The organism is Flavobacterium sp., from assembly GCF_044368625.1.
GTDB lineage: Bacteria > Bacteroidota > Bacteroidia > Flavobacteriales > Flavobacteriaceae > Flavobacterium.
Window position 1 is genome coordinate 1 of record NZ_JBIPPD010000066.1, and the last position, 14,963, is coordinate 14,963.

A 14,963-nucleotide genomic window follows, 5' to 3' on the forward strand; every position below is an offset into this window, starting at 1 on the left:
AATGTATTTTTCAAAATAAATTTAAAAACTCAAAAAGTGAGTTTTTAAGGAGTGACTATTTGACAAAATTATAAAAGTCTAATTTAATTATTTCCCAGTTTTTTTCCATCAAACAAATAGGTTCGATGTCATCTTCCGCAATTTCAAAATTGGTTAATTGTTTGCGTAGTTGATCAAAATCATCATTATATGGATAGCGCTTTTGGAACAATTCAATCATCTCTTCCAGTTTTACCTCGCCGATAAAATAGTGTAAATCCCAAAAGTCTTTTTTTCTGCCACCTCTTAGAATTACGTCCAGTTTCATCGCAATAATTTCATTTGTGGTGGCCATTCTTATGTTCTCAAGTTCTATGTGTTTTTCAATGAATTCATCGGTACAATACAAATCAATTTTTACACAATCGGTAATTGAGTTTCCAACTATCAAATTAGTACCAAAACTTACATTTTCTAAACTTCTAGAAATACAGAACGGATATTTTTCGCTTAATAAATCCCGTATTTTTTCGTAGTTGGTTGAGCCATAGTCAGCATCCGTAAACAAATCAATATCTACAGACATTCGATGACCAAGTTGTAAGCTCAAGGCTGTTCCGCCAACTAATCGAAAAGGTTGGAAAATAGGTTCTATAATAATATCTTGAAGCACATTTTTTAAAATGGGAGCTACGGTATTCCAGTATAATTCTTTCATCTCAAAGTAACAATTGATAAAATTCGGTCAACCTCTTCTTTACCATAAAAGCGAGTAATTTCTGCTTGTTCCTCTTCATTGCCGTAAGAAAAAATCCGTTGCACAACGGCATTTCGCATCAAGTTCCAGTCAATCCGGTCAAAGGTAGTGTCCCAAAATGTTATTTTATTAATTTTAGACAAATCCGGATGGTAATTAGGATCTCTTTTGGCCAATTTAATGTCGTGAAATACTTGCAAAGTCATCAGAAAACCTTCGTCAAAACCTAATTCAGGTTCGATTTTTAGTGACAATTCAGTGTTCATTTTTCGCTTTCCTTTAATAATCGCACCCAATGTTTGTGGATGTTCAGCAATGGATAATGCAAATTGCCGTTGGCTCAAATTTCTTTTCAGCAATTCGCGTTCAACCATCTTTCCCGGATGAACTCCTTTTACTATTTCGAGTAGTGTTTTCATAGATTAGAATGTTAAGATGCTGATTCGCATTTTCAAAACAAGAATAGTTGATAATCGTCCGTCCTGCTTTTTTATACACGCAAATATAAACAATTTTGTTTACAATTTATCTTGATTTTTATTCTTTAAAGATTCTAAATTTGCGTCAATTCTTTAATATCTAAAAAAAACTTCTACTTTTGCCACAGATATAAAACCGATATGGCAAAGAATTTAGTGATAGTGGAGTCGCCTGCGAAGGCAAAAACAATAGAAAAATTTCTAGGAAGTGATTATCAAGTAGAGTCCAGTTACGGACACATTGCCGACTTGCCTTCCAAGGAAATTGGTGTAGATGTACTTAATAAATTCAAACCCAAATACGAAGTTTCGCCTGATAAAAAAGCCTTGGTTACGAAACTGAAAGGACTTGCTAAGAAAGCCGACATGGTTTGGTTAGCAAGTGATGAGGACCGCGAAGGAGAAGCCATTTCTTGGCATTTGGCCGAAGAATTGAATTTAGATAAAAACAAAACCAAACGAATTGTTTTTCACGAAATTACTAAAAATGCCATCCTGAAGGCAATTGATAATCCTAGAGAAATTGATTATAATTTGGTAAATGCCCAGCAAGCACGTCGCGTTCTAGACCGTTTAGTAGGTTACGAATTGTCGCCCGTTTTATGGAGAAAAATCAAAGGCGGACTTTCAGCCGGACGGGTTCAGTCGGTTTCGGTTCGTTTAATTGTAGAGCGCGAAAGAGAAATTCAAAATTTCAATGCCATAGCTTCTTATTCTATTGTTGCTGAATTTACCAACGAATCCGGAAAAACATTCAAAGCAAAATTGCCAAAGAACTTTTCGACGAAAAAAGAAGCCGAAGATTTTTTAAATAAAAACAGTAGCTCATTATATAAGGTAGCGGATTTAGAAACGAAACCAACAAAGAAGTCACCTACAGCACCTTTTACAACTTCGACTTTACAGCAAGAAGCAGCCCGTAAATTGTATTTACCCGTCGGTATCACAATGCAACTGGCCCAACGTTTGTACGAAGCAGGATTGATTACCTATATGAGAACGGATAGTGTGAATCTTTCGAAAGAAGCGATGGATGCGGCTCAAGCCGAAATTATTCATTCGTACGGAAAAGAATTTTCGCACCCACGAACCTTTACCAATAAAAGCAAAGGTGCTCAAGAAGCTCACGAGGCCATTCGTCCGACGGATATGTCGCGCCACACGGTAAATATCGACCGAGATCAAGCACGATTGTACGATTTGATTTGGAAAAGAACCTTGGCTTCGCAAATGAGTGATGCCAAATTAGAACGAACCAACGTAAAGATTCAAGCCAATAATCACGACGAAATTTTTACAGCTTCAGGTGAAGTTTTGCTTTTTGAAGGATTTTTGAAAGTCTATTTGGAAGGAAACGACGACGACGATGAAGAGCAAGAAGGTATGTTGCCTGCGATGAAAGTCAATGAAAAGTTACAAAACAATTATATTACCGCAACCGAGCGTTATTCTCGACCACCGGCTCGTTACACAGAGGCCTCTTTAGTAAAAAAATTAGAGGAATTGGGCATCGGACGACCTTCGACTTACGCACCAACTATTTCTACTATCATCAACAGAAATTATGTTGAAAAGGGAACTTTAGAAGGACAAGTTCGAAATTATACCCAAATTACTTTGCAATCGGGAAAAGTGGGTGAGAAATTATTAACCGAAAATACCGGTTCCGACAAAGGAAAATTAGTACCAACCGATATTGGAACCATCGTTACCGATTTTTTAGTAAAAAACTTTCAACGCATTTTAGATTATAATTTCACTGCTAAAGTCGAACAAGATTTTGATGAAATAGCTGAAGGAAATGTAGATTGGCATAAAATGATGCAAGAATTTTATGATCAATTTCATCCCAATGTAAAAGATGTTGAAGAAAATGCCGATCGCGAATCGGGCGAGCGAATTCTAGGAACAGATCCAAAATCAGGCAAACCTGTGAGTGTTCGATTGGGTAAATTTGGACCAATGGCTCAAATAGGTGCAGCAGAAGACGAAGAAAAAACTTTTGCAAGTTTGATGAACGAGCAGAATATTGGCACCATAACTTTAGAGGAGGCATTGAAATTGTTTTTATTGCCTAAAAATTTGGGTTTGTATAAAGGGGAAGAAGTAGAAGTAAACAATGGACGTTACGGTCCGTATGTTCGATTTGGAACTGCTTTTATTTCATTGCCAAAAGGCGAAGACCCAATGGACGTGACTTTAGTTCGTGCCCAAGAATTGATTGACGAAAAAGAAAAAGCCGATGCTCCAATTGCATCCTATAAAAATGAAGGCGTACAAAAAGGAGTGGGTCGTTTCGGTCCATTTTTGAAATGGAATGGGATGTTTATCAATGTCAATAAAAAATACAATTTTGATAATTTATCGCAAGCCGATATCGAGGAATTGATTGAGGATAAACTACAAAAAGAAATTGATAAAGTCATTCACGACTGGAAGGAAGATGGCATCAAAGTGGAAAAAGCACGCTGGGGACGTTCAGTAATTACTAAAGGAAAAGTAAAAATTGAATTAAGTAAAGATGTAGATGCGGCAGCCATGACCCTAGAGCAAGTGAAGGAACTTATTGAAAAGAAAGCTCCTGCAAAGAAAACGGTCGCAAAGAAAACACCTGCAAAGAAAACAACAGCAACAAAAAAGACAACAGCAGCCAAAAAAGCGCCTGAAAAAAAGAAATAATAAATGGGATTTGACTTTTTACATCCATTGGATCAAGAACTCGTTGCGTATGTTCAAACGCAATCTTCCCAAAACTTAGGGAGCAAAGTGGTTTTACACACACAAACGGATTTTCCGGACTTAGATAAGGTCCAAATTGCCATTGTGGGTGTTTTGGAAAATAGAGGCGCGTCAAACCAGATGTCGGAAATAGACTTGACCGCTATTCGAAAGGAGTTTTACAGCTTGTATCCCGGGAATTGGCAAGCCAGTATTGCCGATTTGGGCGACATTCGTTCTGGAGATGAATTGAGCGATACCTATTTTGCTTTGAAAACGGTTGTTGCAGCGCTTATAAAAAAGAAAATCATACCTTTTATTATTGGCGGTAGCCAAGACCTGACTTTTGCTATGTATCGAGCATATGATAATTTGGATCAAATGGTCAATTTGGTTTCTATTGATAGTAAATTTGATTTGGGAAAAGAAAATGCTACCGACATGGCATCGTCGTACCTTACTCGGATGATTATTGAGGAGCCAAATAATCTTTTTAATTACAGTGTTTTGGGTTATCAAACTTATTTTAACCCACAAGAAGAAATAGATTTGATGGACAAGCTGTACTTTGAGGGTTATCGATTGGGAGAAGTTACTGCAAATATCAGCATTACCGAACCTGTTTTTCGTGATGCCGATATAGTAAGTGTAGATTTAACATCAATCCAGACATCAAGTTCCGGTAATTTTATTACTTTTACCCCGAATGGTTTTAACGGTAAAGAAATATGTTCGTTAGCACGATATGCGGGAATTAGCGATAAAGTGTCATTATTTGGGATTTTTAATCACAATAGTTCAAAGCAAGAATCGGTTTTGATTGCACAAATTATATGGTATTTTGTTGAAGGATTTCAATACCGATCAAATGAATATCCTTTTAGCGCAAAAGACAATTATTTTAAATACATTGTACCGCTAGAGCAAGAAGAATTAGTGTTTTACAAGAGTGACCAGACCGAAAGATGGTGGATTGAAGTACCACAAATCATTCACAGTCATACTAAAACACAAAAAAATACGTTATTACCGTGTTCCTATGAAGATTATTTGGGGGCAATTAACCAAGAAATACCGGAAAGATGGTGGAAGATGCAAAGAAAAAGCATTATTTAACAGCTAGTTAACGTATAATTAGTAGCGTTGAAACAATCATTTCACATTTTTTTAAGTATTTGTTTTAAAAAAAATTGTTTATCTAAAAAAAAATAAATAGGTTTACGACCTTAAATTAAGAATATTTTATAACCCAAATTTATATGAAGAAGTTCATTGCATTTGCAGCATTATCCTCGTTTATTATCAGCTGTAGTTCTGGCGACAAAGGGGAGTTAGTCGGAGTTCAAGGAAGAAAATGGCATCCAGAGAAACCTTATGGTATGTCCTTGATTCCTGGAGGTTCGTACATTATGGGTAAATCAGCTGACGATTTGGCTAACATAGGCGATGCTCCAACAAAAACCGTTACCGTTCGTTCATTTTATATGGATGAAACGGAAATCACTAATAGCGAATACCGTCAGTTTGTTGAATGGGTAAAAGATTCAACTATTCGCGTTCGTTTAGCAATTGAAGCTGATGAACAGGGGCAAACAGGTACGGGTGGAAAAGGTGGTAAAAACGCTTCTTCAATTGGTGACTTTGCTTTTAACGATGCCGATCCCGCTACAATGACTCCTTACGACAAATACATGTACGAAAACTACTATAGTATAGGAACAGAAGACGATATGTATGCAGGTCGAAAAGTCAATAAAAAAGTAAAATTAATCACAGATACGTCTAAATATCCTGATGAATTTTACACAGCTGTAATGGATTCGATGTACTTGCCTATTGAAGAATCCTACAATGGTTTGAGAACTATTGACGTGAGTAAATTGAAATTCCGTTACACGGAAGTAAATTTAAATGAGGCGGTGAAGAAAAAAGGAAGAAAGGATTTTATTAAAAAATCAGAGCCTTTAGAAATTTATCCAGATACAACTTCATGGATTAAAGATTTTTCATATTCCTATAATGAGCCAATGCACAATGATTATTTTTGGCATCAAGCTTACAGCGACTATCCAGTTGTAGGAGTAAGTTGGAAACAAGCAAAAGCATTTTGTGCTTGGAGAACATTATATAAAAATTCTTATATCAAAAAGAAAAGTAAGAAAGGACGCAATTTAATTAATACGTTCCGTTTGCCTACAGAAGCAGAATGGGAATATGCTGCAAGAGGCGGATTGCAATCAGGAACTTACCCATGGGGTGGTCCTTACACTAAAAATGATAGAGCTTGTTTCTTAGCCAACTTTAAGCCAAATCGTGGGGATTATGCAGCCGATGGTGCACTTTACACTGTTGAAGCTAAATCATATGATCCAAACGGATATAACTTATACAATATGGCGGGTAACGTTGCCGAATGGACTGATTCTTCTTATGATGCAGGTGCTTACGAGTTTGTTTCTACAATGAATCCAAATGTTCCTGATGCTAAAAATCAACGTAAAGTTTTACGTGGTGGATCATGGAAAGATGTAGCTTATATGTTACAAGTAAGTACACGCGATTTTGAATATGCAGATACAGCGAGAAGTTACATCGGTTTCCGAACAGTTCAAGATTATATGGGAACCCAAGTCACAGGAAATAACTAAATTATTTTCTATTTAAATTAAATTTAACCAAACTTTATAACTAAACTAAATTAACTAAAACAAATTATTATTATGGCATTATTAAGCAAAAAAGCAATGAATTTCGCTTACGGTATGGGAGCTGCAGTTGTAATCCTAGGAGCATTATTCAAAATTACTCACATTGAATTTGGACCACTTACTGGTAACCTTATGCTTACAATAGGTCTTGTTGTGGAAGCTTTAATCTTTGCTTTATCAGCTTTCGAACCAGTAGATAACGAATTAGATTGGACATTGGTTTATCCAGAATTAGCAGGTGGACAAGCTAAAAAAGTGGAATTGAAAAAAGAAAATCCAGCTGAAGCGCAAGGTTTATTATCTCAAAAATTAGACAACTTATTGAAAGAAGCTAAAATTGACGGTCAAATGATGGCTAGCTTAGGTAATAGCATCAAAAATTTCGAATCAGCTGCAAAAGGAATTTCTCCTGCTGCTGACGGAATTGCTGCAACTAAAAAATACAGCGAAGAATTGTCAATGGCTGCGGCTCAAATGGAATCATTAAACAGTTTGTACAAAGTACAATTGGAAAGTGCTTCAAGAAATGCTGAAGCTAACAAAGAAATCGCTGATAACGCATCAAAATTAAAAGACCAAATGCAATCGATGACTGCAAATATTGCTTCTTTGAACAATGTTTATGGTGGAATGCTTTCTGCAATGAGTAACAAAGGATAATTAGTTTTTAACTATATTTTCATAACAAAATAAACTAAACTAATTAAGAAAAAATGGCAGGAGGAAAATTAACCCCTAGACAGAAGATGATTAACTTGATGTATCTTGTATTCATCGCGATGTTAGCATTGAACATGTCAAAAGAAGTATTATCAGCGTTCGGTATTTTAAATAATAAAATTATCGAATCAAATGGTCTTACTGATAATCGTAACCAAGCTTCTTTTGAACAATTAGCGCAGAAAGCACAGGATCAACCTGGTCAGTACGGCGATAAAAAAGCAAAAGTAGATAAGATTCGATCGGTTTCAAAAGAATATTCTGATTATATCGAAGCAATCAAAACGGAGATTTCTAAAGGTTTTGAGCGTGATAAAGAAGGCAACTTACCTTATGAACAAATGGATAAAGGTGATATTGTCGATAATAAATTTTTTAACGGAGATAAGTTGTCAAAAGAGGGTCAAGAGTTTTTAGATAAAATTAAAAATTTTCCAGCTCAGATTAAGCAAATTGGAGGAAGTGCAATCGCAGAATCCGAAATGAAGAAAATCGAGAATAGATTTGCTACAAAAGATGTTTACTCTGAAAAAGCGGGTGCTACATTACCATGGATTAAGTACAATTATCAGGGTTTTCCTTTAATTGCGACTTTAACTAAATTATCGCAGTTGCAAGCTGATATTAAGACAACTGAAAGTGATGTAATGGCAGGAATGTTTCAATCCGATCTTATTGCGGCTGCTTCTTTAACTGCTTATGAACCAATTGTAGTTCTTGATAAGACTGCATATTTTCAAGGTGAAGCTGTGACGGGAAGAGTTATTCTAGGTAAATTTGATCCCTCACTTCAAGCAAAGTCTGTAACTTTAAACGGTCAAAATTTGAAAGCCGAAGCTGGTCAAGCTAAGTTTTCATTCGGAGCCGGAAATGTTGGAGATCATGAAATGAAAGGTTCTTTTAATTTTGAAGAGAATGGCAAATTGGTTCCACTGCCAATCAAAGGAAATTACGTTGTAGTTCCAAGACCTAATTCAGCTAACATTTCAGCAGATAAGATGAATGTTGTATACAGGGGTTTACCAAACCCAATGACAATTTCTTTTGCTGGTATATCTGATGATAAAGTAGTTGCATCAGCACCTGGTTTAAGTAGAGCTGGTAAACCTGGTCAATATAATTTAAACCCTGGTCAAGGTACTGAGGTTACCGTAAGTGTGACCGGGAAGTTACCTGATGGTAAACCAGTATCTGATAAAAAAGTTTTTAGAATTAAAAACATTCCAGGTCCAGTTGGTGCCATTGCAGGTGAAATGGGTACAGCGAAAGGTGCTAAATCTCGTTTGGAAGTTTCTCAAGTATCTGCTCAATTGCCAGATTTCTTGTATGATTTGAAATTCCAAGTGACTCAATTTACCTTTAAAGTGCCAGGTCAAGCCGCAGTTGTTGTTAATGGGGATCGAGTTAATGCCCAGTGTAAAGCAGCGTTGACTAAAGCAGGAAGAGGTGATGTAGTGACAATTACAGACATCAAAACCAAAATCATAGGTGTAAGTGCTAACATAATTACTGGTAAAACCGCACCTGTTGTTTACGAGATACAATAATAATTTTTGTTTTGCGTTAATTCGTTAACCTATTTAATAAAAGAACTATGAATTTTAGAAATTTTTTATCACTAATCATTTTAGTAGCAGGAAGCTTCTCAACTTTAGCACAATCAAATTTACTTAATGCTAAAACTCCTGAAGAAATTGGAAAAAAGTCCGCTGCTCAATTGGTAGCTGATAATGATGCTCCACTACCTTATGGCTTTGTGGACGATCGTGATATCTTGATGGGCAAGGCAGTTTGGGAAATCATTGATTTAGATGAAAGAGTTAATTTTCCTCTATATTTTCCTGTAGATACTAATAACATTGGTACTGATAGAAGATCTTTATTTGATGTTATCATTAAGGGTATTAAATCTGGAGAAATTTCGGAGGTTTATAGTGATAGTTATTTCAATACTAAAAAAACACTGAAGGAAATCGAGTCGTCATTTACTTACATTGATACTATTCCTTCTGGTATAGATGAAATCAATAATTTTTATGATGATTATAAGTCTGGAGCTAAAGTTTTAGACCCACAATATATTAACAAACAAGATTTATCTGGTTATCATGTAACTGGATATAAAATTAAAGGTTTTTGGTATTTTGATAAGCGCCAAGGTGAGTTGAAGTATAGACTATTGGGGATTTGTCCTGTCGCGCCAGAAGCAAGAGAGATTGGTAGCGATAATCCTGATGTAATTGATTTGTTCTGGGTTTATTTTCCTGCAGCTAGAGATGTGCTTCACTCATGGTATGCATTTAATGATAGAAACTCAGCAATGCCAATTTCCTTTGACCGACTCTTAAACTCGAGACGCTTCAATGCAGTGATTTATCAAGAAGAAAACGTGTATGGTGATCGTGAGATAGAAAAGTACATGAAAGATAATTCACAAATGCAATTGCTTGAAGCAGAACGCGTGAAAGACAAAATCAGAGATTTTGAACAAGATATGTGGAATTACTAATTGTGATTCTTTTTAAAACTAAAACTCTTACCTTAATTGGTAAGAGTTTTTTATTTTTGAACTATGGTAGATTATTTAATTGTTGGTGGTGGAATTGCAGGTTTATGCTTTGCAGAGCATTGCATTCAAAACGACAAAAGTTTTATTTTAATTTCTGATGATTCACAAAATTCTTCAAAAATCGCAGGAGGTTTGTACAATCCCGTTATTTTGAAAAGATTTACAGGTTTGGAAGATGCTGCATTTCAATTGGATTACTTAGATCATTTTTATACGCAAATTGAAATGCGAACAGGTGTAAAAATTAATTATCCGCTTCCTCTTTTGAGAAAATTTTTCTCTATCGAAGAACAAAATAATTGGTACCAAGCTGCTGATCATCCAAAAATAAGCCCTTTTCTTTCAAATACTTTAATTAAAAAAAAGATTGAAGCAATTGATGCTCCTTTTGATTACGGTCGTGTTTTACGCACGGGCTTCGTCGATACAGCTGCTTTTTTGAAAAGTTATCATTCCTTTTTAGAGCGAAATTATCTACTTTTGAACGCAACGTTTAATCATGCAAAGTTACACGTAACAGCTACAGATATTGCTTATGAAAATATCAAGGCTAAGAAAGTGGTATTTGCTGAGGGCTTCGGTTTATGTGCCAATCCTTATTTTAATTATTTGCCTTTAGACGGCACCAAAGGCGAACTTTTTATCATTAAAGCACCCCATTTACATTTACAAGAAATTATTAATACCAGTGTTTTTATTTTACCTTTGGGTAACGATTTATTTAAAGTTGGTGCAACATACAATTGGAAGGATAAAACCGATGTTCCAACCGATGAAGGCAAGCAAGAATTAATTACACGAATCAAAGAAATTCTTCTTTGTGATTTTGAAATAGTGCATCATTATGCGGGTGTTCGACCCACCGTTCGCGATCGTAAACCGCTACTTGGGAATCATGTAACTCATAAAAACCTCTATATCCTTAACGGATTGGGAACTCGTGGAGTAATGTTAGGACCTTACTCGGCGAATATCTTATTTCAGTTTTCTGAAAATGAAACGGAAATTCCTTTACATTATTCAATCAAACGATTCAAGAATAAGCAAATCTAATTTTTTGCCTCGGGATTGTAGGAAACAAAAAAATTAATATACAGGTTTCGCGAAAGTCGCATTACAACTGGAAAAGATAAAATAAGCACCACAAAAATACTAATGAAAGACGTAATCATACTGCGGTCAAACTGAAATACAATTATAAAAGTAAGGATGCCAATGGCAACATTCAGCCCGTAACTCACATACATAGCTCCATAAAAAAAAGATGGTTCAATTTGATACCGTAAATTACAATGACTGCATTTTTCGTTCATCTTTATGATTTTGCTTAAATGTAGTAAATTTTGGTCTTCGTACATACTTTCTTTCTGGCATTGAGGACAAGTTCCTGTTAAAATGCTATATAATTTGGATCCTTTTTTTAACATTTGCAAAATATTATTTATTACGATTATTGACCGACTTTTCGGTATGTAAAATTACAAATTAACTCACACATTTCAGAAGTAAAACTTCGATAAAATATAAGATATTATTATGCTCAACATACACAATTTATCCGTTTCTTTTGGAGGAACTTTTCTATTTGAAGAAGTAACATTTCGTTTAGGAGCGGGAGATCGCGTAGGTCTTGTAGGTAAAAATGGCGCTGGAAAATCAACGATGCTCAAAATTTTGGCCGGAGATTTTGCTCCTGATTCTGGAGTAATTTCTCAGGAAAAGGAAATCCGAATGGGTTTTTTACGTCAAGACATCGACTTCGAAAGGGGTAGAACCGTTTTAGAAGAGGCGTACGAGGCATTTGTTGAAATCAAAATAGTAGAAAAAAAACTCGAGCAAATCAACCATCAATTGGTAACCCGTACCGATTATGAAAGTGAAGAATATACCAAAATTATCGAAGATTTAGGCGATTATACCCATCGATTTGAACTTTTAGGAGGCTATAATTATATTGGAGATACCGAAAAAATTCTGTTAGGGCTTGGTTTTAAACGCGAAGTATTTCACAATCAAACCGAAACGTTTTCGGGTGGTTGGCGCATGCGAATTGAACTAGCCAAATTACTTTTGCAAAATAACGATGTATTACTTCTCGATGAGCCTACCAATCACCTCGATATCGAAAGTATCATTTGGTTAGAAAGTTTTTTACGAAATTATCCTGGCGTAGTAGTAATTGTATCGCACGATAAAATGTTTTTGGACAACGTAACAAATCGTACAATAGAAATATCTCTTGGAAAAGCCTACGATTTCAATAAACCTTATTCTGAATATTTAGAATTACGTCATGAAATTCGTGAAAAACAATTGGCAACTCAAAAAAACCAAGCCAAAAAAATTGAAGAAACAGAGAAATTAATCGAGAAATTCCGTGCCAAAGCTTCTAAAGCCTCAATGGCACAATCTTTAATTAAAAAATTGGATAAAGTAGAGCGTATCGAAGTGGACGAGGATGATAATTCAGTAATGAATATCTCGTTTCCTGTTTCTAAAGTTCCCGGTCGCGTAGTTATCGAAGCAGAAGAAGTGACCAAAAGTTATGGTGAGAATACGATTCTAAAAGACATTTCGTTGTTGGTGGAACGCGGTAGTAAAATTGCTTTCGTTGGACAAAATGGCCAAGGAAAATCGACTTTCATCAAAGCGATTGTCAATGAATTTGAATACGATGGTACAATTAAATTAGGTCATAATGTGCAAATAGGTTATTTTGCTCAAAATCAAGCTGAATATCTAGACGGCGAAATTACACTTTTGCAAACGATGGAAGATGCCGCAACTGATACCAATCGTTCAAAAGTACGCGACATGTTGGGCTCTTTTTTATTTAGAGGCGATGACGTAGAGAAAAAAGTGAAAGTGCTTTCTGGAGGAGAACGAAACCGATTGGCGTTGTGTAAATTGCTTTTGCAACCCATAAATGTTTTAGTGATGGATGAGCCAACCAACCACTTGGATATAAAATCCAAAAATGTTTTGAAAGCAGCTTTACAAAAATACGAGGGAACACTATTGCTCGTTTCACACGACAGGGATTTTCTTCAAGGAATGTCAAACTTAGTCTACGAGTTTAAAGATCAAAAAATTAAAGAGTATTTAGGCGACATTAATTATTTTCTTGAACAACGAAATCTTGAAAATATGCGCGAAGTCGAGAAAAAAGACATTGCCAAAAAAGAAAATAACAAAGAAAGTAACAAATCTTCGTACGAAGATCAAAAGAAAAATAAAGCTTTGCAAAATCGTTTGAGCAAAGTGGAAAGTCAAATCAAGCAACTTGAAATTGACATTCAAAAAGACGACAAAGCTTTGGCTGCAAACTATGACAAACACATCGAAGATGCCAACTTTTTTATGGCCTACAATAAAAAGAAGAAGGCTTTGGACCAACTGCTCGAAGATTGGGAGGTGGTTCAAGGCGAAATTGATGCGTTGTAACTATTTGATTAAACCGATGCTTTTGGAATGCTCAATTGCTTCGTGACTGTCTCGAAAATAACATGTTTGAATACCCAAAGAGCTGATGTTTTTTAGTGCACTTTGGGTTTTCAATTTTTTATGGGTTCCCGTTTGCCTGATATAAACCGCCATAACCGTTACAGGAAATATTTTACAAATGCTTTCATACAAATACGGATCTTCTTGCGAATCGTCGCCAAGAAGCGTATAGCACAAGTTCGGATAAAATTCTAAAATATGTCTAATCTTCTCAAATTTGTGGTTGTGATCTCCGCGTCCCGTAACAAATAAATCCATCAAACTGGTTTTGATATCTTTTAATAAAAGTACGGCACGAGGCAGCTGATTCAATTCGGTAAATTTTACGATAAATTCATACAAATTCCACTCACTACTCGACACATAAAAAAAGGCATTTTGCTCCTCCTTGTTATTTCGTCCTGCCGTACTCAATGCTTGATAATGCGGAACCGCGCCTTCAAAAACTTTACGGGCATTGACATTTCGAAAAAGCAAAATGTACAGTTTTTTTAAAGGATTTTTAGTGTGGGAGACTAAAAATGTGTCGTCGATATCCGAGATAAATCCTAAATTCCCCTCAAATGGACGAACATAAGTTCCTTTAACTTCGATTTTTACCCCTTCATAAAAAATGTAAACACGATAATCTAACCACCCATAACCCAAAATTTCATTGATGGGAATGCAAATTTTAAAAAAACCATCGTCCAAGGTTTTAGTATGTATCGTTTTACCTTGTCTTTCTAAATAAACATCTGCATTTGCTTGGGTTTTAGTTTGATACATCCGAATCATAGATCGAGCATTTCGAAATTTTTTCTTCTGAAAATCGTATTCCTCTTTTGTAGTGGGTTTAAAAACATGACCCATCACAATTAATTCTTGTTCATTGGCATATCCGCGGTATAACTTTAATATCGGTTTCATAAATTTACTACATTTGAGTGCTTACAAATTAATCGATTTTGTTTAATTAAAAAAGAAAATGGTAAAAAAGAATATTCTAATGGTGGTGAATCCCATTTCGGGAGACGTAGACAAGTCAACTTTCATTCAAGAGGCTAAATTTTTTGCGGATACGCTTCAATTACGTTTCGTTCTTTTTGAAACTACTGGGAATAACGACGAAGAGGCAATAAAAAACTTGTGTTACATGCACAAACCCGAACGTGTTTTAGTCGCGGGTGGCGATGGTACCATAAAATTGGTTGCTGAAGCTTTGGCTGATTTTGATGTCATCATTGGGATACTTCCTGCTGGATCAGCCAATGGATTGTCGGTCGATTTGAATTTACCGAGCAATTTAGCCGATAATTTAAAAATTGCCTTTACAAACGACGCAATGGAAATGGACATGATTGGTATCAACGGCCGAAAAAGCATGCATTTAAGCGATTTGGGTCTGAATGCCGAGTTGGTTAAAAACTACGCACAGAGTTCCACTCGAGGGAAACTAGGCTATGCTTTGCAAACTTTTTCTACATTATCTGAAATGAAAGAGCCGTTTTCGGCAAAAATTATGGCCAATAATGAAGCATTGGAAGTAA

13 protein-coding genes are annotated in these 14,963 nt (G+C 35.6%); 9 read left to right on the top strand and 4 right to left on the bottom strand.

The genetic code is table 11. The features are described from left to right. Window positions 1-55 precede the first annotated feature (55 nt). The gene (locus ACIQ2X_RS06980; protein WP_396178209.1) at window positions 56-697 is read right to left on the bottom strand and encodes a nucleotidyl transferase AbiEii/AbiGii toxin family protein; all 642 of its coding nucleotides are present in this window, start codon (window positions 695-697) and stop codon (window positions 56-58) included. Further along, window positions 694-1,155 (bottom strand): transcriptional regulator, encoded by a 462-nt coding sequence (locus ACIQ2X_RS06985; RefSeq protein WP_396178210.1) that lies wholly within the window; start codon window positions 1,153-1,155, stop codon window positions 694-696. Before ACIQ2X_RS06985 ends, ACIQ2X_RS06980 begins: the two co-directional genes overlap by 4 nt. Before the next feature lie 201 nt (window positions 1,156-1,356). Between ACIQ2X_RS06985 and topA the strand changes: the two genes are divergently transcribed. The 7 genes from topA (at window position 1,357) to ACIQ2X_RS07020 (ending at window position 10,983) form a co-directional block, all read left to right on the top strand. Continuing rightward, window positions 1,357-3,894: a type I DNA topoisomerase gene (topA, locus tag ACIQ2X_RS06990; protein WP_396178211.1), complete on the top strand. Its 2,538-nt coding sequence runs from the start codon at window positions 1,357-1,359 to the stop codon at window positions 3,892-3,894. 3 nt (window positions 3,895-3,897) lie between these two features. Beyond that, entirely contained in the window at window positions 3,898-5,049 is a 1,152-nt protein-coding gene (locus tag ACIQ2X_RS06995) for a formimidoylglutamase (RefSeq protein WP_396178212.1), read from the top strand. A 143-nt stretch (window positions 5,050-5,192) separates the two neighbouring features. Then, window positions 5,193-6,581: a gliding motility lipoprotein GldK gene (gene gldK / locus ACIQ2X_RS07000; RefSeq protein WP_396178213.1), complete on the top strand. Its 1,389-nt coding sequence runs from the start codon at window positions 5,193-5,195 to the stop codon at window positions 6,579-6,581. Window positions 6,582-6,653: 72 nt separating this feature from the next. Then, a complete protein-coding gene (gene gldL / locus ACIQ2X_RS07005; protein WP_396178214.1) occupies window positions 6,654-7,301 on the top strand; it encodes a gliding motility protein GldL in 648 nt (215 codons plus the stop codon). Window positions 7,302-7,354: 53 nt separating this feature from the next. Beyond that, window positions 7,355-8,908, top strand: a complete 1,554-nt coding sequence (gene gldM, locus ACIQ2X_RS07010) for a gliding motility protein GldM (RefSeq protein WP_396178215.1) — start codon at window positions 7,355-7,357, stop codon at window positions 8,906-8,908. 47 nt (window positions 8,909-8,955) lie between these two features. Next, window positions 8,956-9,870 carry a gliding motility protein GldN gene (gene gldN, locus ACIQ2X_RS07015; protein WP_396178216.1) on the top strand — a complete coding sequence of 305 codons (915 nt, stop codon included), beginning with the start codon at window positions 8,956-8,958 and terminating at the stop codon, window positions 9,868-9,870. Between the two features lie 63 nt (window positions 9,871-9,933). Beyond that, window positions 9,934-10,983, top strand: coding sequence for an NAD(P)/FAD-dependent oxidoreductase (locus tag ACIQ2X_RS07020; RefSeq protein WP_396178217.1), 1,050 nt, complete (start codon window positions 9,934-9,936; stop codon window positions 10,981-10,983). On the opposite strand, the gene ACIQ2X_RS07025 is transcribed toward ACIQ2X_RS07020, so the two are convergent. Then, the gene (locus ACIQ2X_RS07025) at window positions 10,980-11,357 is read right to left on the bottom strand and encodes a DUF983 domain-containing protein (protein ID WP_396178218.1); all 378 of its coding nucleotides are present in this window, start codon (window positions 11,355-11,357) and stop codon (window positions 10,980-10,982) included. The two genes, ACIQ2X_RS07020 and ACIQ2X_RS07025, sit on opposite strands and share 4 nt — an antisense overlap. Before the next feature lie 109 nt (window positions 11,358-11,466). On the opposite strand from ACIQ2X_RS07025, the gene abc-f reads away from it, so the two are divergent. Continuing rightward, window positions 11,467-13,374 carry a ribosomal protection-like ABC-F family protein gene (abc-f, locus tag ACIQ2X_RS07030; protein ID WP_396178219.1) on the top strand — a complete coding sequence of 636 codons (1,908 nt, stop codon included), beginning with the start codon at window positions 11,467-11,469 and terminating at the stop codon, window positions 13,372-13,374. Here abc-f and ACIQ2X_RS07035 read toward each other — a convergent pair whose 3' ends face one another. Beyond that, the gene (locus ACIQ2X_RS07035) at window positions 13,375-14,343 is read right to left on the bottom strand and encodes an App1 family protein (RefSeq protein WP_396178220.1); all 969 of its coding nucleotides are present in this window, start codon (window positions 14,341-14,343) and stop codon (window positions 13,375-13,377) included. Between the two features lie 58 nt (window positions 14,344-14,401). On the opposite strand from ACIQ2X_RS07035, the gene ACIQ2X_RS07040 reads away from it, so the two are divergent. Beyond that, the coding region (locus ACIQ2X_RS07040; protein WP_396178221.1) for a diacylglycerol/lipid kinase family protein at window positions 14,402-14,963 on the top strand (562 nt) is incomplete at its 3' end.

Excerpts from the sequence above, each read along its gene's own strand:
- ACIQ2X_RS06980 (WP_396178209.1), bottom strand. The coding sequence starts at position 697 with ATGAAAGAATTATACTGGAATACCGTAGCTCCCATTTTAAAAAATGTG.
- ACIQ2X_RS06985 (WP_396178210.1), bottom strand. The coding sequence starts at position 1,155 with ATGAAAACACTACTCGAAATAGTAAAAGGAGTTCATCCGGGAAAGATG.
- topA (WP_396178211.1), top strand. The coding sequence starts at position 1,357 with ATGGCAAAGAATTTAGTGATAGTGGAGTCGCCTGCGAAGGCAAAAACA.
- ACIQ2X_RS06995 (WP_396178212.1), top strand. The coding sequence starts at position 3,898 with ATGGGATTTGACTTTTTACATCCATTGGATCAAGAACTCGTTGCGTAT.
- gldK (WP_396178213.1), top strand. The coding sequence starts at position 5,193 with ATGAAGAAGTTCATTGCATTTGCAGCATTATCCTCGTTTATTATCAGC.
- gldL (WP_396178214.1), top strand. The coding sequence starts at position 6,654 with ATGGCATTATTAAGCAAAAAAGCAATGAATTTCGCTTACGGTATGGGA.
- gldM (WP_396178215.1), top strand. The coding sequence starts at position 7,355 with ATGGCAGGAGGAAAATTAACCCCTAGACAGAAGATGATTAACTTGATG.
- gldN (WP_396178216.1), top strand. The coding sequence starts at position 8,956 with ATGAATTTTAGAAATTTTTTATCACTAATCATTTTAGTAGCAGGAAGC.
- ACIQ2X_RS07020 (WP_396178217.1), top strand. The coding sequence starts at position 9,934 with ATGGTAGATTATTTAATTGTTGGTGGTGGAATTGCAGGTTTATGCTTT.
- ACIQ2X_RS07025 (WP_396178218.1), bottom strand. The coding sequence starts at position 11,357 with ATGTTAAAAAAAGGATCCAAATTATATAGCATTTTAACAGGAACTTGT.
- abc-f (WP_396178219.1), top strand. The coding sequence starts at position 11,467 with ATGCTCAACATACACAATTTATCCGTTTCTTTTGGAGGAACTTTTCTA.
- ACIQ2X_RS07035 (WP_396178220.1), bottom strand. The coding sequence starts at position 14,343 with ATGAAACCGATATTAAAGTTATACCGCGGATATGCCAATGAACAAGAA.